Consider the following 21853-nt stretch of genomic DNA (forward strand, 5'->3'; position numbering starts at 1 on the left):
TCATCGTGAGCCCCCCCTAACCACAAACGCAACGTGTCAACCAACTAAAAACAGAAATGCAGACGAGGTTATTATGAATAAGGTTTACAACATCATATGGAATGCGACACTCGGGCTTTGGGTTGTCGCCTCCGAATTATCAAAAGGGAAGAAAAAAAGCAGCTCGCGTAAAACAGGACTGCGTGTTGTTTCCGGTTTAGTTGCTGGCGTTTCTTTCACGGCCGCCGCCATACCGATCGTGACCGATGGCACACGCGATATTACCGTGGATTACCCGAATGTCATCTCCGCCGGCGTTCATCAGGACGTATTCAACTACGGTTTTTTATATGAAAACAAAAACAACGCCAGTGAACTGAATATCACCGGCGCGATCCCCAACATCGCCTACGGACAGACCGGCATTGTGGAATCGTCTACCATCAGGGATCTGTTGGAAAACGGCAAAATTATTATTACCGCGACCAACCTCGACCACGAACCAAAACCTATCACCACAATTGAAGAACTGGCGGAATACCTGAGCCATACACAGTCGTCTACGCCGCAGCAAAGCGTGGAATTTCAGGTGATTGACCCGGCCGATCCCGAAACAACCTCCACACTGAAGGTGTTTGATACCACAAGCCTGGCAAACTTTATTAGCGTTTCGCAGATTGGCGATGCAGTGCTTAACACGTTTGATGCCAATGTGTCGCAAATCTATAAGCAGTTTGGCTTTGCCCTTGCCAAAGATGGCGCAACCGCCAATCTCAATATTGGCGATCATTCACTGAACGTAAGAGAAAATGCTATCCGTCTGCTGGCAAAAGACTCTTCTCTGCTCAAAGCGCAAGACCCGAACAGCAAGGTCAACTGGCAATCCGATAACTATATCCAGTTTGGTGCTGCACCAGTCGTTCCGAGCAAAACCTTTGCGGGTTCGAAACAGACCACCGTATTTGGCAAAGACATTACCTTAATGACCTACGGCTACGACGAAGAGGGGAATGTCGTTGAAACGGGTAACCGCACCTTTTCCATCAAAAACACGGCGGATCTGGCGAATTTCAACAACTGGCTGATTGGCGCCGGCAGTGAGAGCGCCAAAACACCCGACGGGCAAGATATCAGCCAGATCCAGCTATGGCTGGATTCTGGCGCTATCAGTAAAGTTTCTGACGCACAGAGCTACTACGCGAGCCTGATCAACCAACTGCTGACCTCCAGCACCAATGCCGACCTGCTGACCTGGGATTACGATGTCTGGACTGACGGACAGGCGCACACCAATAACACCACAGCGGCCACTGGGGAACTGCATGCCATCTATGCTAACGGACTAGGCACCACCGGTACATTGGTTGCGGGCGCGACTCTGGCTGTCGATGGCAGTATCAATGGGGCAATGAAGGCCGATGGCGGTGGTTCTGTCGTCAATGAAGGCGCCCTGAACGTGCTGCGAACGTCTACCGGACAGGGGCTGGCGATTGGCATGTTGGCCAGTGATGCCAGCGCCATTAACCACGGCACGATCAACTCCGGTTTGTTTATCGATAAGGATGGGAATCGGAAGGTCAACAGTTACGGTGCCTACGGTATGCAGGGGCTGGGAAACAGCACCGTCGTGAACGAAGGGACCATTAACCAGGCCATCACGACCAACAACTACGGTACGGCGGCGGCGGCCGATCCGTGGTCAACGGATAAACCGGACAGTTCTCTGACGCTCGCTATCGGTATGCAGTTGTCCGATCAAACCAGCGGGACCAACAGGGGTGAGATTAACGTCGTGGACGGACGCAGTAACGGCGGCTCATTTGGTAAGGGAACGGCTTACGGCGTTGAAGTGTCCGGTGAGGCCACCTTCACAAACACCCTTGATGCCGCCATCTCTCTTGGGCGTAACGCTAACGATCTCACACAGGATGTCGATATGGCAGGTGGCGCCAGCCCCAGCGCCGGGATCCTGACCCGAAGTTCAGGCGATGTCACCAATGACGGGACAATCACCCTTGGAACAGGCGTACGTAACGCGGCGGGGATCCTGGTCGGCAACGCCACCGGGAATGTGACCAACACCGGTAAAATCACCCTCAATGGCGACTCGTCATCCGGCACCAGCCATAACTTCGGTATTTCCGTGCGCGACAGCGGCAGCGAAAACGGCCAGCAGATCCGTAACGACGGCGAGATTAACGTCAACGGCCACAACAACATCGGTATCCATCTGACCGCCAGTTCGAAGAACGCGCATGTGACATCCAGCAATACAGGGGCAATCACGGTCGCGGGCGACGGTGGCACGTCGAACCGTAACTATGCAATCTGGGCAGAAGGGAGTAAGACTGCTCAGGCCACCGTTGACGTGTCTTCTTCGATCACACTCGAAGAAGTCGGCAACATTGGCGTTCATGTCCGCGATAATGCGGTGGCTAACGTTAACAGTACCAGCAGTCCGCTATTCAAAAATAGCGATCAAATTGGCTACTATCTGTACGGCAAAGGTGCGACCGCCAATATCGGCGAAGCCGTGATGAACGATAACGGTCAGGCGCGCACCACGTTGTTCCGCATTGCTAATGGCGCAAACTTTGCCGGCAATACGTTCGACCCGTTGACGCTCCAGCCATCTAAACTCGAGATGACCTTAACGGGCGAAAAATCGATTGGCGTCTTTGCGACCGGTAAAGGCAGCACCGTGGATACGGGTGAAGCGACATTTACGGTAAGCGGCGACGGCGCGGCGGCGCTGCTGCTCGAAGGGGGTGCAGAAGGCACCATCAGCGATAAGACCCTTATTGAACTGACCGGCTCAAATACCACAGCCGGGATTGTCGATGGTCAGGCGCACCAGTTGAACGGTAATAAACAGGGCACCCCTGTCGAAACCATTCTTAACTCCAGCGCCATTATTAAATCCCTGGATACCGGGCTGAACGTCATCGCCTATGTGGCGAAGAATCTAGGCAACATTGTTCTGCAACAGGACGCGGTTATCGATCTCGCCAGTAAAGACAGTATCGGTGTCGACGTGCAGGAAGGAGGACGGTTAACCAACAACGCATCCCAGGCATTGCATGTCAGCAATGGGATTGGCGTTCGCGCCTCTGGCAAAGATGCGCAGATCAAAAAGCTGGGCGCCATTGTGGTCGATGACGGTACCGCAGGCGTGCTGCTGACCAATGGCGCAACGCTGAATATCACGACGGGAACCGGTGGAGTAGCCGATACCATTACGACCAACGGCACGGCGGATGGAATTCGCCTTGCCGTTGGTGCGGGGTCGCTGACCGCCAAAGGCGTCACCATCAGCGCATTGGGCAGCGGCGCAGGGATTCAAAACCATGCCGAAAGTTCGGATATCACGCTGAACAACGTCACGATTAACGCCAACGACGGTCCGGGGATCCGCACCAGCGTGGCGCTGAACGTGAAAGACGGCGCCGATAATCTACTCAACGTCACCGGTGCGGGTTCAGGCTTTGCCTTCATGAAAGAGAACGGCGACAACGCGACCGGCGATCTGACTATCGGCACCGGTTATACGGTGCTGGTACACAACAATACCGGAAACGCCACGGGGAACGGGATTGATGCCCGCACCAACGGCAGACTGACCACCCGCGCCGATATTACCATTCAGGACGCGACGGGCGGCTCAGCGATCCTGGCAAAAGACGTTTCCGCCATCACCAACAGTGGCAAAGTCACCTCCAATAGCGTGAACGGTCCGGTGGTGGATGCCAGTGGCGACAGCAGCAAAACCATCAGCAACACCGGGACTGTCCTCGCGGCCACCGACAGGGATGTCGCGATTCAGTCCGGTAACGGCAGTGACACCATCAACATCAGCGGCGGCAATACGCGGGGCGTCATCAATACTGGCGCCGGTAGCGATCGTTTTATCTGGAACAGCGGAACGTTCGCCGGGGAGGTGAACTTCGCCGGGACAACCAACAACAAGGCCAACATCGGCAACGTATCGCTGGCGAACACGCGTCACATCACCACGCTCGCCGGTACGGGTAATGCCCTCACCTTCACCAATACCCGGGGTAATATCGGTACGCTGCTGGCGGATGACCTCAGTCTGGGAACCCACATCGGCAGTGGCTGGAATACCTTAACGCTGACGGGCGCACAGGCGGATATGCGCATTGTGGATAGCCTGACGCTGGCTGACGGCACCCTGGCTGTTAACAACGGCGCGACGCTGCGCACAGGTGACCATCGCGATGCCAGTAATACCAGCGCGACTATTGGCAATTACAGCATTACCACCAGCGGTATAGCCAGCAACATCATCTTTGATACGCAGGGCAATGACGCTGACAGCCAGATTTATCAGGGCACCATCAGCGGTAGCGGCAACTTTGTCCGCGCAACGGGTGGCACGACGGTGTTCACTACCGACAATAGCTACAGCGGTTCTACGACGATCAATCAGTACGGGATTTTACATCTTGGTCAGGGCGGTACAACGGGCGGTATCAATCCGGTTTCGCAGATCATTGATGACGGTATTCTGACCGTGAATCGCAGCAATAACGTCCTGCTTAACGGGGTGATTTCCGGTATCGGCGCGCTGGAGCAAATCGGTAAAGGTATTACCCGTTTAACCGGCGCCAACAGTTATAAAGGAGTGACTACCGTCGACAACGGCACACTGCTGGTCAATGGCGATCAGTCTGCCGCGACGGGCATGACAACCGTGAACGGCATTGCAACCCTGGGCGGCACCGGCACCCTCGGCGGCGACGTCGTGATGAATGACGCCACCACCCTTAGCGCAGGTGACGGCGGTGCTGGGACGCTGAAGATCAACGGGAGTCTGCAACTGGGCAGCAAAACCACCTCCGCGTTTGAACTGGGAGAAGCCTTCGTGCCCGGTGGCGCACAAAACGATCTGGTCGATGTCACCGGCAATCTGCGGCTCGATGGCACGCTGAACGTCAGCCAAAGCACAGGCGGCACGTTTGGCCCAGGCGTTTATCGTCTCTATAACTACGGCGGCACCCTCGACAACCAGACGCTGGAATTAGGCGACGTTCCGGCGAGTCAGGATAAGCGCAATATTTTCGTCCAGACGGTGCTGGATAAGCAGGTCAACCTGGTTAACGCCAACGGCGTCACGCTGCAGTTCTGGGACGGCGCGCAGACGGGTGAAAACCACGGTAAAACCGGGATTGAAGGCAACGGTAAAATCGATGGTGGCGATGGCAAATGGATGGCTATCGGCAGCCTGGGCGATAACAACTGGACGCAGCAGGACGGTATCGGCAACGCGCCGTGGGCGCAAAAAGCCTTCGCGGTCTTTACCGGCAACGCCGGTACGGTCGAGGTCGATCAGAGCGCGGGCAACGTTCAGTTTTCCGGCGCGCAGTTTGACGCGGACGGCTATGTCATCAAAGGCGATGCGCTGAACGCATGGGAGACCACCGCAGGCAGCAAAGAGCTGATGCTCCGCGTCGGTGCTGGTGGCGCAGGCGAAAACTTCACCGCAACGATCGAATCGACGATCCGCGAAGGCGACAGTACGGATAGCCTGACGCTGGTCAAGACTGACCAGGGGCGTCTGATCCTGAGCGGTGATAATACCTATCATGGCGGCACGCGCATTGACGGCGGTACGCTGCAAATCTCGGCGGATAACAACCTGGGCCAGTCCGGAACCGGCGTCACTATCAACAACGGCTCAACGTTCCAGCTGGGCGCGGATTTCACCACTCAGCGCACCCTCACCCTGGGGACGTCTGGCGCGGATGCGGTGTTCGATCTGAATTCGCACCACTTCTCCCCTGTCGGCGATATCACGGGCGCGGGTAACCTGAAAGTCACCAGCAGTACCCATGATGCGGCCAGTACGCTGTCGCTCGATCGGGCAAACCGCTATCAGGGTACGACGCTGATTGAAGGTACCGGACAAGCTCACAACGTTACGGTCAATGCCAGCCAGACGGGAACATTTGGTAGCAATGCCAGCAGCACGGTGAGCGTAACAAAAGGCGCGGCGCTGAACGTCAGCGGCGCGGCAACCAGTCTGCAATCCCTGACGATGGAGATTACCGACAGCCTGTTAACGCTAAAAGACACGGTCACTGCCGCCGACGCGACGCTGAATCTGAACGGCACCGCAAAGGCGCTGATTGCAGGCAATGCAACAGCAGGACAATCCATGATTAACGTCTCAGAAACGAGCACGCTGGCGCTGGAAGAGGATGCCAGCGGCGGCAGCGCAACGGTCACCAACAGCGGGCTGATGTCCTTTGCCGATCGCGCACTGGCGGAAATGACCACGGTGAAAAACCTCTCCACCGGTAGAGTGGATATCAGCCATGTCGACAGCGCGACATCCGTCGGTTCGCTGTCCGGTGCGGGTAACGTTGAGCTGGGCGATAAAACCCTCTCCCTCGGTAATCTGGGTCTCAACGACACCATCAGCGGCATCATCAGCGGTGACAGCGGCAATCTGGTGAAAATCGGCGACGGCATACTGACCTTAACCGGTGACAACACCTGGACCGGCACCACATCGGTCGATGAGGGCGTACTGCTGGTCAACGGCAATCAGGCGGCGGCGACCGGTGACGTAACGGTCAAGGCAGGCGCGACGCTGGGCGGCAACGGCATTATTGGCGGCGCGGTAAATGTTGCGGATAACGGCCATATTACCGCCGGTTCCACACTGAACAGCGTCGACAAACTGACCACCGGCGCTCTGACGCTGAATGACCTGTCGCAACTGGATTATCAGTTTGGCCAGGCATATACCCCGGGCGGTGTCTTCAACGACCTGATTAACGTCAACGGCGATCTGGTACTCGACGGCAAGCTCAACATTGAAACCTCACCCGGCGGCAGCTTTGATGTCGGCGTCTATCGCGTCATTAACTACTCCGGCACGCTGACCAACAACGTGATGGACATTGCCAACGCCCCAACGGCGGCAGACAGTCTGTACGTGCAGACATCGGTTAGCAATCAGGTCAACCTGGTGAACCACGGCGGTCTGACCCTGCGCTTCTGGGACGGCACCGGCGGTGAAAATGGCGAACTGAAAAACAACGGCGTGATCAACGGCGGCGATGGTATCTGGCAATCCAGCCACGGCAACGATAACTGGACCACCGATGAATCCACGCCAGAAGGCGCGCTGAACGCCCCGTTCACCGATGCCGCGTTCGCCGTTTTCCAGGGGGTGGCAGGCAATGTCACCGTGGATAACAGTCTGGGCGATGTGATCATCAGCGGCGCGCAGTTTGCCACCGATGGCTACCGCGTAGCGGGCGATGCCATCACCACCAACACCGCCAATACGCTGATTCGCGTCGGCGACGGCACCGTCGATGGCGCAGGGTATATCGCCACCATCGACAGTGAGATCCGCGGCTCCGGTGGCGTCAATAAGAGCGACCTCGGCACGCTGATCCTGACCGGCGAGAACAGCTACAGCGGCGGTACAACGATTACGGCAGGGACACTACAGGTTTCCGGCGATAAAAACCTCGGCGCAGCCAATACCGGGATCACCTTTAACGGCGGCACGCTGAAGTATGGCGATGCGTTTAATACCGCCCGCCAGGTGACGCTGGAATCCGGCGGCGGAACCTTCGACACCAACGGCTTCAACGTCGAACTATTGACCGACGTTGAAGGCAGCGGCCAGTTAACGAAAACCGGTCAGGGTACGCTCATGCTCACGCTCGACACCTCCTACACTGGCGGCACCCACGTCGTGCAGGGCACGTTGCAGTTGGGTAATGGCGGTGAGATCGGCAGCGTACAGGGCGATATCATCGCTGACGGCATACTGGATGTGAAACGCTGCAACAGCTACACCCTGAGCGGCAATATCAGCGGCGAAGGACAGCTCCACCACACCGGTAGCGGCATCACCACGCTGGAAGGCGCGAACAGCTACAAAGGCGCAACGCTTGTCGCCAACGGGGTTCTGCAGGCCGGTGGCGCCAATACGTTGAGCGCAGCGTCCCATCACATTGTGGCGAGCGAAACCACGCTGAAAACGCAAGGCTACGACCAGACGATCGCCGGATTAACCAACGGCGGCAATGTGTCGCTGACGGGGGTGGCGATTGGTTCCGCGTTGACGGTGAAAGGCGATTACAGCGGCAAAAACGGGACGCTTGAATTAGCCGCAGCGCAGAACAGCGGCGGTCAGGGCATTGCAGACCGACTGGTGATCGATGGCGGTAAGGTCAGCGGCAGCACGCTGCTGAAAGTAGACGGTTCAGGGCTGGGTGCGCCGACAGTGGGAGACGGGATCGAAGTGGTGACGGCGAAAAACGGCGCCACCACCACGGCACAATCCACGCGTGACGGCTTCTATCTGGCGAATAACCGGATGTCTGCCGGGGCGTTTGAATACCAGTTGTATGCCGGCAACGCGAAAGGCCTGGGCGAAAACTGGTACCTGCGCAGTGAATACCGCCCGGAAACCATGCTCTACTCCGGTCTCGCCAGCGTAGTGCGTCAGGGCGACCTGAGCCTATTAGGCAATATGCACCAGCGAATGGGGGACGACGTACGACCGGGTCTCGATGAAGACCACCGTGCATGGGCGAGAATGATTGGCTACTCCGCTAAAACCAAACTGGACGACATCACCGGCACACAGACCACCAGCCACACGATGGGGATTCAGGCAGGGGTTGACCTTTACGCGGATACCAGCTGGAAAGCCGGTGTCTACACCAGCATTCTGGATATCGACAGCAGCGTCAAAGGCAGCCATGCGGGTAGCGCGGGTAAAGGCGGTAACATCGATGACAACGCGTTTTACCTGGGCGGTTATGCTACCTGGTTCTCCACCGATGGCATGTATGTGGATAACGTCCTGCAATACGGTAACCATGACGCTCGCCTGTCGGCATCCGGAAACAAGGGTTCCCATACCGTGAAAGGCCATACGCTGACCGCCTCGACGGAGATCGGCAAAGCGTTCCGCTTAGGAGCAAGCGCATGGAGTCTGGAACCCCAGGCACAGCTGATCTATCAGTACAGCGATTTTGATGACAGCACGCTGGGCGGCGCGACGAAGACGAAGGTCAGACTCGATACTGCCGATGCCTTTACCGCCCGTGTCGGGCTGCGACTGAAAGCTGACTATGACACCCGTCACGGTAAGATTCAGCCATATGGTCGCGTCAACCTGTGGCAGGGACTGGGGTCAAAAGACAAAACCCACTTCAGCAATGCGGTTGCCACCACAACGCTGGAATCTTCGCAGCAGTACTCCAGTACCGAAGTGGCCGCAGGTCTGAGCTGGAGCATCGACCGCGATCTGCAGGTGTACGGCGAACTGGGAACGCAGTTCAACAACGGCGGGCATAAATCGCAGGTGGAAGCGCCAGTCAATGCCTCCATTGGCTTTAAAAAGTTGTTCTGACAACCGCTGAGGGAATCAGGCCGGGTGAAGGCAATGCCTCACCTGGCCTACGTTGTTCAGGATAGCTGTAGGCCTGATAAGCGAAGCGCCATCAGGCTGATGATAAACTCAGGATAAAAAAGAGAACGGATGGTTGAATCTGACGATCAGTTTATTCAGTTCAGTCGAATGGGCCAGACCCAGCTTCGTGATGATTCGCATTTTATGCGTCTGTATCGTTTTATAGCTCACACTGATCAGATCCGAGATTTCATTTGGTGAATATCCGCTCACCAGCAAACTGAGGATTTGCTGTTCACGATCGCTCAGCCGTTTTTGTGAACGGAATAAGCGGGGATTCCAGCACTCCCCCGTCAGGGTCGTCAGTCGGCCAAAATCACGCAGCGGTGATTTATCGGTCAGCACAATCACTTTTTCGACATACAGTAACTCAATGCACAATTTCGCCAGACGGTCATCGGCAATCACCACCACGGCATTATCGTAAACTTTAAAGCGGTTCTTATTTAAATAGCTGACAAAATCAGCGTAGGACTGTTCGTGGCTGATGATATTAAAAATCATCATCCGATGGCGATAGCGTGCAGAGCAATCTACCATCACCTGCCAGGGGACATCCGTTACCTCAGCATTTTTACTTTTTAAATACGTTGAGACACTGCTACCGACAAAATCTTCATTTCCACACATCAACATAAAGTTCACCTTCCTTTATAAACTTTTTAATTTATTACTCATCAAAAAATGAATAATGACCTTTTCGACATCCAACGCGTCGCGTGGATGTTTGAATTCGAACTTGCAGGAGATCTGCTGACAGGAATAAAGCTGATTGTTTTCATCAAATTCGTTGATAGCAACAACGTTGACGACCCGGAGATCGCAATGCAAACGACCAAACTGTTCAAAATCCAGAGATGCCCCTTTAATCAGCGCATTTTTATAAAGAAAGCGGGTGTTTATTTTCTGTGAGATCAGCGCGCAACCGCCGCGAGAGATATTCTTAATCTGCAGCAAGTAATTCTCACCATTTTTATAGCGTCCAGAACAGTAGAAATGATACCCCTTTAAAAAGGAGAAACGCTGATGCTGGCGGCGCTGAACCAATAAGATCACTTCAGGTATGCGATACGCCAGTCCGCACTCCAGTTTATCGGTCAGCGACTGACTGAACCGGGCATTGAACCGGATAATGCCGCTGTCGCTGTGCAAGATAAAAGACTGGATTGAAGAGAGTGGGATGTCGCTGTTGTTGGTAATCACGAAGTAGTCGAAGTCAACCTTTACTAATTGAGTGACCACGCTGGCGTCTTTAAATTTCAGTTCTACCTTCGTTTTTCTGAGAAGCTCTTCGCGAATAATGGCCACGATCTCAAATTTATTGTCCTTTGCCATCCCAAATCCCATAGTAAAATCCTTATTTTATATTTCAGATACTTCTCATTCGTGTTTAATGATAAAAGGCTAAAACTGGCTCCCGCAGATGGTTTTTTGATTACCATAAGGGATTACCTTTCAGATATTTCGCATGATATTAAGTTTTTGACTATTTTTACTGATTAATTGATATGTAAAAACATTCAGTGAAGTGTAAAAGTGGCCCGCATTATGCGTAAAAGAGAATGAACTTAACGAAAACTTGATAACAAAAATGAATAAAATGCGATTAACTGCACGATCCTGAAATATAAAACTGATGTTTACACTATTTGCAACACAAGGATGCGGGTTGTGCTTTTTATGCACAACCCGCTGAGAGGTAACGGCAAAATTAAATATCAGAGGGAACGAATAGCAATAAAGGGAGATTCAGAAAGGGATAACGCTTATCATCAGAAAAAGCATTTTACAGTATTGCAGAATATGTCAGAAAGAATGAAAAATCACCGTTAAAATGATTTTTCCGGCCCGCTTCATTTCAGCAGGCCGGATGATGAAGATGTTAACGGGATATTTTACGGTGACGATGTATCCACATCAACTTATAAGCCGCAGGGATAATAAACAGTGACAGTAGCGGCGCCGTAATCATACCGCCGATCATGGGCGCAGCAATCCGACTCATCACTTCCGAACCGGCTCCTGTCCCCCACAAAATCGGCAGAAGACCGGCAATGATCACCGCTACGGTCATCGCTTTGGGTCGTACCCGTAGCACCGCCCCGTGATACAACGCGTCATCCAGTTTCTCTGTGCTGAACGTCTGCGGGTTGTCCAGTGAAGGATCGGACTCAATGGCATGGCGCAGGTACATTAGCATGACCACGCCAAATTCCGCAGCGACCCCCGCCAGAGCGATAAACCCGGTTCCCGTCGCCACCGACAGATGAAATCCCATCCAGTACAGGAACCAAATCCCACCCACCAGCGCAAACGGCACGCTGGTGATGATCAGCAGCGCTTCTCCGACCCGGCGGAACGCCAGATACAACAAGACGAAGATGATCATCAGCGTCATGGGCACCATCAGCTTCAGCTTATGGTTCGCCCGCTCCAGCAATTCAAACTGACCAGAAAACGCGACGCTGGTACCGGGCTTCAACTGAACGTTATCGGCAATCGCCTGTTTCAGATCGTTAACCACAGAGACCATATCCCTGTCGCGCGCATCAATGTAGATCCAACTGGTGGGCCGCGCGTTCTCCGTTTTTAGCATCGAGGGCCCCGGCGTGATGTTGATTGTGGCGACATCCCCCAGCGTAATTTGTTGCTTCATCGGCGTCAGGATTGGTAACTGGCGCAGCGCCTGCGGGCTGTCCCGGAAGCTCTGCGGATAACGCAGATTGATCGGATAACGGGCAATCCCCTCAACGGTCTCCCCAACCATCGCCCCACCGACGGCAGAGGTAATAAACAACTGCACGTCCCCCACCGTCATGCCGTAGCGGGCTGCTTTCTCACGGTTGATATCGATGTTGAGATAGCGACCACCTTGCAGACGCTCAGCGAGCGCAGATGTTACGCCAGGGACGGTGCGGGCAACCTCTTCAATCTGCTCGGCCATCGCGTCGATATCGGCCAGTACGTTACCAGAGACTTTAATCCCAATCGGACTCTTAATCCCGGTAGAGAGCATATCAATACGGTTACGAATCGGCGGCACCCACAGGTTTGCCAGCCCTGGCAGACGAACGGTGTTGTCCAGTTCCTCGATGATTTTTTCCATCGTCATTCCCGGACGCCACTGATCCTGCGGTTTGAGCTGAATCGTGGTTTCCACCATCTCCAGCGGTGCCGAATCCGTGGCGGTTTCCGCTTTCCCGGTTTTGCCAAAGACCCTGGCGACTTCCGGTACGGTCATGATCAGCTTATCGGTTTTCTGTAACATGCTTGCCGCTTCTGCCGCCGAAATTCCCGGCAGCGTGGACGGCATGTACAACAGATCGCCTTCGTTAATCTGCGGTAAGAACTCGCCCCCCACTTTACTCAGCGGCCAGGCCACCGTCAGGATCGAGAGCCCCGCCACCAGCAGCGTGACTTTCGGCCAGTGCAATACTTTCAGCAGTAGCGGATGGTAAATACGGATCAAAAAGCGGTTAAGCGGGTTGCTGCTTTCCGCCGGAATTTTCCCGCGGATCCACAGCCCCATTAGGATCGGGATCACCACGATCGCCAGAAACGCCGCCCCCGCCATCGCATACGTTTTGGTGAACGCCAGCGGCCCGAACAGGCGTCCTTCCTGCCCTTCCAGAGTAAAGATGGGAATAAAAGAGAGCGTGATGATCAGCAAACTGATGAACAGCGCCGGACCAACCTCTACAGAGGCATTGGTGATCACCGTCCAGCGCGTCTCGTTATCTGGCACTTCGCCCGGATGCTGGTGTTCCCACTCTTCCAGCCGTTTATGCGCATTTTCGATCATCACAATGGCGGCATCCACCATCGCCCCCACGGCGATAGCGATCCCGCCAAGCGACATAATGTTGGCGTTCAGCCCCTGAAAATGCATCACGATAAAGGCGATACACAATCCCAGCGGCAGCGAGATGATCGCCACCAGTGCGGAACGCACGTGCCAGAGAAACAGTGCGCAGACCAGCGCCACGACGATAAACTCTTCCAGTAGCTTATAGCTGAGGTTATCGATGGCGCGGTCAATCAACTGACTGCGATCGTAGGTGGTCACCACTTCCACGCCTTCCGGCAGACTACTTTTCAGCGTCTCGAGTTTATTTTTAACCGCCGAGATCACCTCACGCGCGTTTTTACCGGAGCGCAAGATAACCACCCCGCCAGCCACCTCTCCCTCGCCGTTAAGTTCGGCAATCCCCCGGCGCATTTCCGGGCCTGTCTGCACTCTTGCCACATCTCGCAGGTACACGGGTACCCCGTTTTCCCCTGACTTCAGAACGATATGATTGAAGTCATCCAGCGTTTGCAGATACCCGCTGGCGCGGACCATGTATTCTGCTTCCGACAGTTCCACCGATGAGCCGCCCGCCTCCTGGTTAGAGGCATCCAGCGCACCTTTCACCTCCGACAGGTTGATGCCGTACTGAGCGAGTTTCATTGGGTCGATCACCACCTGATACTCTTTCACCACACCACCCACGGAGGCCACTTCCGACACATTCGGGATAGTTTTTAACTCATATTTCAAAAACCAGTCCTGCAACGAACGCAGTTCCGCCAGGTCGTGCTTACCGCTGCGATCAACCAACGCATACTCGAAGATCCAGCCCACGCCGGTGGCGTCTGGCCCCATTTCCGCGCTGACGCCCGCCGGGAGCTTACCCTGCACCTGGTTGAGATATTCCAGCACGCGAGAACGCGCCCAGTACGGATCGGTGCCATCTTCAAAAATGACATAGACATACGAGTCGCCAAACTGCGAGAAACCGCGCACAGTTTTTGCGCCGGGTACGGACAGCATGGTGGTGGTCAGCGGATAGGTCACCTGATTCTCGACAATCTGCGGCGCCTGTCCCGGGTAGCTGGTTTTGACGATCACCTGCACGTCGGACAGGTCGGGCAGCGCATCCACCGGCGTGTTAACGATGGTCCAGGTCCCCCAGACGCTGAGAAAGAGCGCGCCAATGATCACCAGAAAACGGTTAGCGACCGAGCGGCGAATAATCCATTCAATCATCTGCGTTCTCCTCAGTGCGCATGGGCCGCAGGATCGGGCATCGCCGACGGTTGCTGCGCGCGCATCCGGTCTAACGCCCCCGAGATGTTGGCTTCTGAATCAATCAGGAACAGGCCGCTGGCAACCACCTTCTCACCTTCAGCCAGCCCGGAACGGATCGCCGTTACCCCCTGCGAGGCCTGGAAGACAGAGACGGCTTTAGGGACAAAACGCCCTTCACCGTCCACCGTGATCACCCGCTGCTCGCTGCCGGTATCGATCAGCGCTTTAGACGGGATCAGCAACATCGGCTCACTTTCTGTTTTCAGATTAAGATAAGCGTTCATCCCCGGTTTCAGCGCTTCGTCGGGGTTATCGACTTCCAGGCGCAGTTGCAGCGTTCGGGTGGTGGCGTCGGCGCTGGGCAACAGCGTCCACTTGCGAACGGTGAAGGACTTGTCCGGACGCGCCGGAACGGTCAGCGAAAACGGCGACGCGTCTTTAATCAGCCACGCGATGGATTCAGGCACCGCAGCGGTTACCCATACTGGATCTATCCCCTGAATTTTCGCGACCACGTTATCTTTGGCGATGTTCATGCCAGCACGTAAATCAAAAGCGGTAATTACTCCGTCAATGGGTGCAGTAAGGATAAAGCGGGTCTGAATTTTGCGCGTTGCAGTCAAACGCCGAATATCTGCTTCTGGCATTCCGGCCAGGCGCAGCCGCTCCAGAATCCCCTCAACCTGGGTTGCCGTGCCGCCAGTTTCTTTCAGCAGCAGATATTCACTCTGCGCTTCCACCCAGTCAGGGATCGTGAGTTCAAGCAGCGGTGCGCCTTTTTTCACCTTATCACCCACGGTGAGCGGCCAGACTTTCTCGACAAATCCGGCGGCACGCGCCTGCATAATGACAAACTGATACTCGTTATAGCTGACGTTGGCCGGGAACGTCTGGGCAAAAGTGAGGGGTCCGCGACGCACAGCCTCAGTTTTCACACCGAGGTTTTGCGTTTGCGTCGGATCGATACGGACGCCCGGCGCAGTAGCGCTGGCAGACTCTTCATCGGCATATTTCGGCACCAGATCCATATCCATAAAGGGCGATTTGCCGGGTTTATCGAAGCGGGTATTCGGGTACATCGGGTCGTACCAGAACAGCACCTTGCGGGCTTCTTTTTCCGTGACTGGCGGTGTATTCGCCGACGGGTGCGCCGCGGCGAAATACGCGTAGCCGCCCACGGCGATAATGCCGCCCGCCATCATGCTGCCGATAATCAGCGCGATATTTTTCATGAGGTCATGCTCAACGTTAAAATAAGAGAGAATTACTGGCTTTTAATATCCTGCAATAAAGAGAGATTGCCCTGCTGGATAAATGTAAACGCCACGTTGTCACCGGGTTTAATATCGTTGAGCTGCGTTTGCGGTGTGATGGTAAAACGCATGGTCATTGCCGGCCAGTTCAGCGCGGGGATCGGCCCATGTTCAATGGTGACTTTTTTGCTTTGCGTATCAACGCTTTTTACTACGCCAGTGGCGCTGATCGCCGGGCTTTGTTCGGCGGCAGGCATGGCGCTCATCATATCGCCGTGATGGTGTTCATTGGCCTGAGCGTTAATTGCCAGCGTAGAGAAAATGGCGAATACCACCGCTTTACATACTGTGTTCATGTCAATCTCCTGTGATGTGTTTCGGTTTATTCCAGCCAACCACCGCCAAGCGCGGTATAGAGCGTAATTTCGTTAACCTGTCGGGCGTAATTAAGGTCAAGCAGGGTTTGTTGCGTCGCAAATAGCGAACGTTCAGCGTCCAGCACGTTGATATAGCTCACCGCTCCGTTGCGATAGAGCGCTCTCGCACGCTGAAGCGTGATTTGTAGCGAAGTCAGGTATCGCTGCTGACCGCGAATCTGATCGGTAAGGCTCTGGCGTAGCGCCAGCGCGTCGGCAACCTCTTTGAACGCGTTCTGGATCTTCTGCTCATAATTGACCACCGACTGCTGCTGGCGGATCTCAGCCAGATCGAGGTTGGCCTGATTACGTCCGGCGTTGAAGATCGGTAACTCCACTTTCGGAATGAAATTCCACATCCCGCTTGCCGCCGAGAACAGACTGGAGAGATCGCTGCTGCTGCCGGAGATCCCGCTGGTCAGCGTGATGGAGGGAAAAAACGCCGCCCGTGCCGCGCCGATATTGGCGTTTGCCGCCATCAGCGCGTGTTCGGCTTCCATGATGTCCGGACGCTGCAACAGGATTTGTGATGACAGCGATGGCGGTAACGTCACGCCGTTGATATCGCCGACATTCTGTCGCGCATCGTCCGGCAGCTTAGCGTAGCTCCCCAGTAACAGCTGCAACGCGTTATTCGCCTGCGCCAGTTCCCCCTGACGCTTCGCGATATCACTGCGGGTACTTTCAATCACGCCGCGCGCCTGTTCCAGCGCCAGCACGTTGGTACTGCCGGTGACCAGTTGTTTTTCCACCAGCGCATATGCACGCTCGTAATTGCTCAGCGTTTCTTGTGCCACCTGAAGCTGCGCGAAGGCCAGACGCTGATTGAACCAGCTCTGTGCAACATTGGACACCAACAGGATATGCACCGCCCGGCGCGCCTCTTCGCTGGCGAAAAAGGTCTGTCGATCGGCTTCGCTCATGTTTTTCAGCCGACCAAAGAAATCCAGATCAACGCTCAGGTTCAGCCCGGCCTCATATTCACGCGTACTGCGGGTGTCGCCTTTCAGTTTCCCGCTCCAGTTTCCGCTGCTTTCCGCATTCAACTGCGGATAGCGATCGGCATCAGTCACCCGATATTGCGCCCTCGCCTCCTGTACTTTCAGCGTCGCCATACGTAAATCGCGATTGTTACGCAGCGCCTCGTCAATCAGCACTTTCACCTGCGGATCGACAAAAAACTGCCGCCAGCCGCTGTCCTGATAACCTGTCGGTGATGTCACCAGTTGGTTCTGACTGAGAGAAAACTGCTGCGGTACCGGAAGCGCCGGGCGCTGATAGTCCGGGGCGAGTGAACATCCTGCCAGCAGTAACGCCATTGAGAGCGTGAGACGCTTAAAATTACGCATAAGCCTGATTTACATGTGGGTTGATATCAGCCACTTTACCTGGCGCTCTCTGTTCAACCCGTGACAGCAAAATGACAAAGCTGTCATTTTCCCAGAATGCGATTGCTATCCGATCTGGCTTCTCTAGAATTGAGAGGCCCCATGACCGTCGCGTGGCGAAGGAGAATGTGTTGAAAATTTTGATCGTCGAAGATGAGAAAAAAACCGGTGAATACCTGACTAAAGGGCTGACGGAAGCGGGCTTTGTTGTCGATCTTGCTGACAACGGTCTGAACGGCTATCACCTGGCGATGACCGGTGATTACGACCTGCTCGTTCTTGATATCATGCTGCCCGACGTCAACGGCTGGGATATCGTCCGGATGCTGCGTGCCGCGAATAAAGGCATGCCGATTCTGCTGCTTACCGCGTTGGGAACCATTGAACATCGGGTAAAAGGGCTGGAATTAGGGGCGGATGATTATCTGGTTAAGCCGTTTGCCTTTGCCGAACTGCTGGCGCGCGTCAGATCCCTGCTACGCCGGGGGGCGGCGGTAATCGTCGAAAGCCAGTTTCAGGTGGCCGATCTGATCGTTGACCTGGTGAGCCGCAAAGTGAGTCGTAGCGGTACCCGCATCACGCTCACCAGCAAAGAATTTACCCTGCTGGAGTTTTTCCTGCGCCACCAGGGAGAAGTATTACCCCGCTCGCTGATTGCCTCTCAGGTGTGGGACATGAATTTTGACAGCGATACCAACGCCATTGACGTGGCCGTGAAGCGCCTGCGCGGCAAAATTGATAACGACTTTGAGCCTAAGCTGATTCAGACCGTGCGTGGCGTGGGATATGTGCTTGAGGTGCCGGATGGTCAGTAAGCGGTTATCCCGCCCTTTTTCGCTGGCGACGCGCCTGACCTTTTTTATCAGCCTCGCGACCATTGCCTCCTTTTTTGCCTTTGCCTGGATCATGATTCAGTCGGTAAAAGTGCATTTTGCCGAACAGGACATCAACGACTTAAGCGAAATCAGCGCCACCCTCGAACGTATCCTTAGCCCCTCCGACGAGCCAGAATCCCGCCGTCTGGAGATCCTGAAAAACGTGGTAGCCGGTTACTCAAACGTCATTATTTCGCTGGAAGATGCTAACCAGCAGGCGCTCTTTCATTCCCCTCATATGTCGGATATCCGCCAGTTTCTTGCCCGCGCCACGGTGGATAAAACCGTTCCGGGCGGCAACGTCTATTTGATTAATGGTCCGTCGATGCAGATGGCAAGCCACGGCACCCATTCCAGCTGGCGTATGATCCGCCTGCCGGTCGGGCCGCTGATCGACGGAAAACCGGCCTATACCCTGTATCTGGCGCTGTCGATCGATTTTCACCTGCATTACATTAACGATTTGAAAAACAAGCTCATCATGACCGCCTCGATCATCAGCATGTTGATCATTTTTATCGTGCTGTTTGCCGTTTATAAAGGCCACGAACCGATCCGCAGCGTCAGCCGACAGATTCAGAACATCACCTCGAAAGATCTCGACGTCCGACTGGATCCCCGGTCGGTGCCTATTGAACTGGAACGGCTGGTGCTCTCGTTTAATCACATGATCGAGCGTATCGAAGACGTTTTTACCCGCCAGTCCAATTTTTCAGCTGATATTGCCCATGAGATCCGTACCCCTATCACCAACCTGGTGACGCAAACAGAAATTGTCCTCAGCCAGCCCCGTAGCCAGAAGGAGCTGGAAGAGGTGCTCTATTCCAACCTCGAAGAATTTAGCCATATGGCGAAAATGGTCAGCGACATGCTGTTTCTGGCGCAGGCCGATAACAACCAGCTGATCCCGGAGAAAAAGACGATCAATCTGGCGGATGAAGTCAGTAAAGTATTCGACTTTTTTGAGGCGCTGGCGGAAGAACGGGAAGTCGGGTTGCATTTTGAAGGGCGTCCATGCCTGGTATCCGGCGATTCAGGTATGCTGCGCCGGGCGATCAGCAATCTCCTCTCCAACGCGATGCGCTACACGCCATTGGGCCAGAGCATTACCGTCCGGCTGACAGAGGCGGACGAACAGGTGCACATCATCATTGAAAACCCGGGAACACCTATCCCTGCCGAACATTTACCACGGTTGTTTGATCGCTTTTATCGCGTGGATCCATCCCGCCAGCGCAAAGGCGAAGGCAGCGGCATCGGACTGGCGATCGTGAAATCGATTGTGACCGCACACCACGGAAAAGTGTCGGTGACGTCGGATGTAAACGTGACCCGGTTTACGTTGAGTTTACCGAAAGAGTGGGTCTGAGATCCTACCGGATTCGAATACAGGTCATATAACCATTGTTATTACAGCGTTTTTATCTGTTCGAAAAACGCCGGAGCCCCCAATCGTATTTCGCTAAAAACACCCGTGATATCGAGCCCGGTAATGATAACGATGAACTATCATGCTGCCAATATCCCCGGATAATGCTTAGTGATAATGTCATTCAGTTTTTCAACAAGTTCTGACCGCTTAAAGGTAATGTGCGCAGTCCCCATTTATTCGCGTTGCCCCCGCCAATACTGTCGGTGAGTGCAGAAATATCACTGAGCTGATGAATAAGGATTTCTGTCTGGCTCAGCGCAGCATTACGTCCAGAGATGATGCGTTCAATGCTGGTGGAGCAAATCACGTCAGTGTAATCGGTTAACAGGGTCTATTCTGAGCTGATGGGATTAGGTGTGGTCACTAACTGTTCGGCGCGCCTCAGACGCATTGCTGCGGATCTTGTCGGCGTTCCCTTCGATGTCGTCGTGACTTCCGAACAGGCTGATTTTTACAAGCCGCATCCTGAGCCGTATCGTCTGGCGTTGTGTAATACAGGCTTTGTTCCTGCCGAGGCTATATTTGTCGCTGGCTCTGCTTATGACATGTTTGGGACGCAAAAAGTGGGAGTGCCCACGTACTGGCATAACAGGGTTGGGCTGACAGCACCTGAAGGTGCGCCAGAACCTTTCACAGAGCGCGCCACGATCGACACGCTGTTGCAGGATATTGAATCCCTTGGCCGTTCTTAGGCTTCACCCTTTCTGATTGCAATAGGGATTGTCTCCCTCTCGCGCGGATCCGGACGTGTGCTGCTGGCCTGCAAAGAACGGGATCCGGTGAACCGCACCGGCTTTTTTGTCCGAGGTTTCTGACTTGATGATCCATCCATTTATCTAACGGGATGGAAATGTTCTGGGTTGCAGCGACACGAAACAATGAGAAACGCTTAATACACGAAAAAATGGGCATGGCATAAGGCTAATTTACTGATACGTCCCCCTTTATCAGGTTATTGTTCAGAAAGAAAAATCTGAATTTTATAAAATTTACCCGGTCAGATTACGAATTACGGCTGCCACCCTCTCGTAACACTATTTTTTTAACAAATTTTCACATCTAACGAAAAAACACAAAAAGAATAATACAATCATAAAGTTATGTTTTTTACATGATATAAAAATGGAGATTATTAATCCATAACAACAACTTAGGAAAATATCATTATATACAATCACTTAAATTAAAATCACAAACCACGCCCATTACTTTTTAGCAAATTGTGCTCTCGGGTGACTACTTCCAGCCTCATCTAATGTTTGTAATATTCTTATTGTCAGATGCAAATATCTCAACCTCAAAAGAGCAAGTGAGTGATATTTCCTGAAAAGACGCCCCTCATTTAAAACGACCACCAGGAATTATATAACAGGTTTATCCAGTAGCATTAATATTACATTTCTAACATTTTAGCTCTTCTTGACTCTCTTTTAGTACAGTGCAAAACTGGAATTGGGGAATAGCAAAAGGACAGATCCATAAAACCATTTCAACTGGTAGTGTGTCGATATCATAAACAGAAAAAGAAAATGTCTTTATGATACTTTCTTATTTGTTCCCTTGTTGTTTTATTTTACAGAGGTCGTAGAAATGTAGACCATCCTCCGAGAATGCAGTTTGTCAGCAGACTGCAATACGTAATGAGTAGTTATATTTGCCGACCAGGCACCGTTCAGGTGCCTGTAAGGGCAGTAATGTCATTTCATTACCCCTTATATAAAACCTTAATGTAGGTAATAGGAAATATAACTACCCTCTCTAAGATTATTTTTTTTCGTGCTTCAGATATTGAGAGGCACCGGAAGTCTTTTATCGCTCTTACGGAAAAGAAAGCATTCGCTTGAACAACAAAAAAAACATAAAAAATCACCAACGAGTATATAGCATGGAACAACTAAAAATTCGCAATATCAATAATTCTTGGGGGCTGATTTCAGTACCGGAGAATGACTCTGGAAGAGGCAATAATT

Annotated in this window: 11 protein-coding genes and 1 pseudogene; 4 read left to right on the forward strand and 8 right to left on the reverse strand. The window is 53.6% G+C overall.

The genetic code is table 11. The features are described from left to right. Positions 1–73: 73 nt before the first annotated feature. Positions 74–9388: an autotransporter outer membrane beta-barrel domain-containing protein gene (locus JTI98_RS20005; protein ID WP_216081724.1), complete on the forward strand. Its 9315-nt coding sequence runs from the start codon at positions 74–76 to the stop codon at positions 9386–9388. 108 nt (positions 9389–9496) lie between these two features. On the opposite strand, the gene JTI98_RS20010 is transcribed toward JTI98_RS20005, so the two are convergent. From JTI98_RS20010 to JTI98_RS20035, 6 genes are all read right to left on the reverse strand, one after another. After that, on the reverse strand, positions 9497–10084 hold the full coding sequence (locus JTI98_RS20010) for a LuxR family transcriptional regulator (protein ID WP_252869606.1): 588 nt from the start codon (positions 10082–10084) through the stop codon (positions 9497–9499). 15 nt (positions 10085–10099) lie between these two features. Next, entirely contained in the window at positions 10100–10795 is a 696-nt protein-coding gene (locus JTI98_RS20015; protein WP_043001505.1) for a flagellar brake protein, read from the reverse strand. A gap of 535 nt (positions 10796–11330) precedes the next feature. Further along, the gene (locus JTI98_RS20020) at positions 11331–14477 is read right to left on the reverse strand and encodes a CusA/CzcA family heavy metal efflux RND transporter (protein ID WP_216081725.1); all 3147 of its coding nucleotides are present in this window, start codon (positions 14475–14477) and stop codon (positions 11331–11333) included. A gap of 11 nt (positions 14478–14488) precedes the next feature. Beyond that, positions 14489–15751, reverse strand: coding sequence for an efflux RND transporter periplasmic adaptor subunit (locus tag JTI98_RS20025; protein ID WP_044328091.1), 1263 nt, complete (start codon positions 15749–15751; stop codon positions 14489–14491). A gap of 32 nt (positions 15752–15783) precedes the next feature. Then, positions 15784–16128, reverse strand: coding sequence for a cation efflux system protein CusF (gene cusF / locus JTI98_RS20030; protein ID WP_044256696.1), 345 nt, complete (start codon positions 16126–16128; stop codon positions 15784–15786). Between the two features lie 26 nt (positions 16129–16154). Beyond that, positions 16155–17537, reverse strand: a complete 1383-nt coding sequence (locus JTI98_RS20035) for an efflux transporter outer membrane subunit (RefSeq protein WP_216081726.1) — start codon at positions 17535–17537, stop codon at positions 16155–16157. Between the two features lie 170 nt (positions 17538–17707). On the opposite strand from JTI98_RS20035, the gene cusR reads away from it, so the two are divergent. Next, positions 17708–18391: a copper response regulator transcription factor CusR gene (gene cusR, locus JTI98_RS20040; protein ID WP_044328089.1), complete on the forward strand. Its 684-nt coding sequence runs from the start codon at positions 17708–17710 to the stop codon at positions 18389–18391. After that, positions 18381–19820 (forward strand): Cu(+)/Ag(+) sensor histidine kinase, encoded by a 1440-nt coding sequence (locus tag JTI98_RS20045; RefSeq protein ID WP_216081727.1) that lies wholly within the window; start codon positions 18381–18383, stop codon positions 19818–19820. Before cusR ends, JTI98_RS20045 begins: the two co-directional genes overlap by 11 nt. Positions 19821–19960: 140 nt before the next feature. On the opposite strand, the gene JTI98_RS21490 is transcribed toward JTI98_RS20045, so the two are convergent. Together JTI98_RS21490 and JTI98_RS21295 are read right to left on the reverse strand one after the other, a co-directional pair. After that, entirely contained in the window at positions 19961–20056 is a 96-nt protein-coding gene (locus JTI98_RS21490; protein ID WP_179192516.1) for a DUF4942 domain-containing protein, read from the reverse strand. Continuing rightward, positions 20044–20211: pseudogene (locus tag JTI98_RS21295) on the reverse strand (restriction endonuclease subunit M); the annotation flags it as partial. The gene JTI98_RS21490 and the pseudogene JTI98_RS21295, both read right to left, overlap by 13 nt. Before the next feature lie 16 nt (positions 20212–20227). On the opposite strand from JTI98_RS21295, the gene JTI98_RS20055 reads away from it, so the two are divergent. Further along, on the forward strand, positions 20228–20575 hold the full coding sequence (locus JTI98_RS20055) for an HAD family hydrolase (RefSeq protein ID WP_252869607.1): 348 nt from the start codon (positions 20228–20230) through the stop codon (positions 20573–20575). Positions 20576–21853: the final 1278 nt, after the last annotated feature.

Source organism: Citrobacter sp. MGH 55, assembly GCF_016906145.1.
GTDB lineage: Bacteria > Pseudomonadota > Gammaproteobacteria > Enterobacterales > Enterobacteriaceae > Citrobacter_A > Citrobacter_A amalonaticus.

What these genes read in the sequence shown, in the direction of transcription:
- JTI98_RS20005 (WP_216081724.1), top strand. Translation starts at nt 74, where the DNA reads ATGAATAAGGTTTACAACATCATATGGAATGCGACACTCGGGCTTTGG.
- JTI98_RS20010 (WP_252869606.1), bottom strand. Translation starts at nt 10,084, where the DNA reads ATGTTGATGTGTGGAAATGAAGATTTTGTCGGTAGCAGTGTCTCAACG.
- JTI98_RS20015 (WP_043001505.1), bottom strand. Translation starts at nt 10,795, where the DNA reads ATGGGATTTGGGATGGCAAAGGACAATAAATTTGAGATCGTGGCCATT.
- JTI98_RS20020 (WP_216081725.1), bottom strand. Translation starts at nt 14,477, where the DNA reads ATGATTGAATGGATTATTCGCCGCTCGGTCGCTAACCGTTTTCTGGTG.
- JTI98_RS20025 (WP_044328091.1), bottom strand. Translation starts at nt 15,751, where the DNA reads ATGAAAAATATCGCGCTGATTATCGGCAGCATGATGGCGGGCGGCATT.
- cusF (WP_044256696.1), bottom strand. Translation starts at nt 16,128, where the DNA reads ATGAACACAGTATGTAAAGCGGTGGTATTCGCCATTTTCTCTACGCTG.
- JTI98_RS20035 (WP_216081726.1), bottom strand. Translation starts at nt 17,537, where the DNA reads ATGCGTAATTTTAAGCGTCTCACGCTCTCAATGGCGTTACTGCTGGCA.
- JTI98_RS20045 (WP_216081727.1), top strand. Translation starts at nt 18,381, where the DNA reads ATGGTCAGTAAGCGGTTATCCCGCCCTTTTTCGCTGGCGACGCGCCTG.
- JTI98_RS21490 (WP_179192516.1), bottom strand. Translation starts at nt 20,056, where the DNA reads ATGGGGACTGCGCACATTACCTTTAAGCGGTCAGAACTTGTTGAAAAA.
- JTI98_RS20055 (WP_252869607.1), top strand. Translation starts at nt 20,228, where the DNA reads ATGGGATTAGGTGTGGTCACTAACTGTTCGGCGCGCCTCAGACGCATT.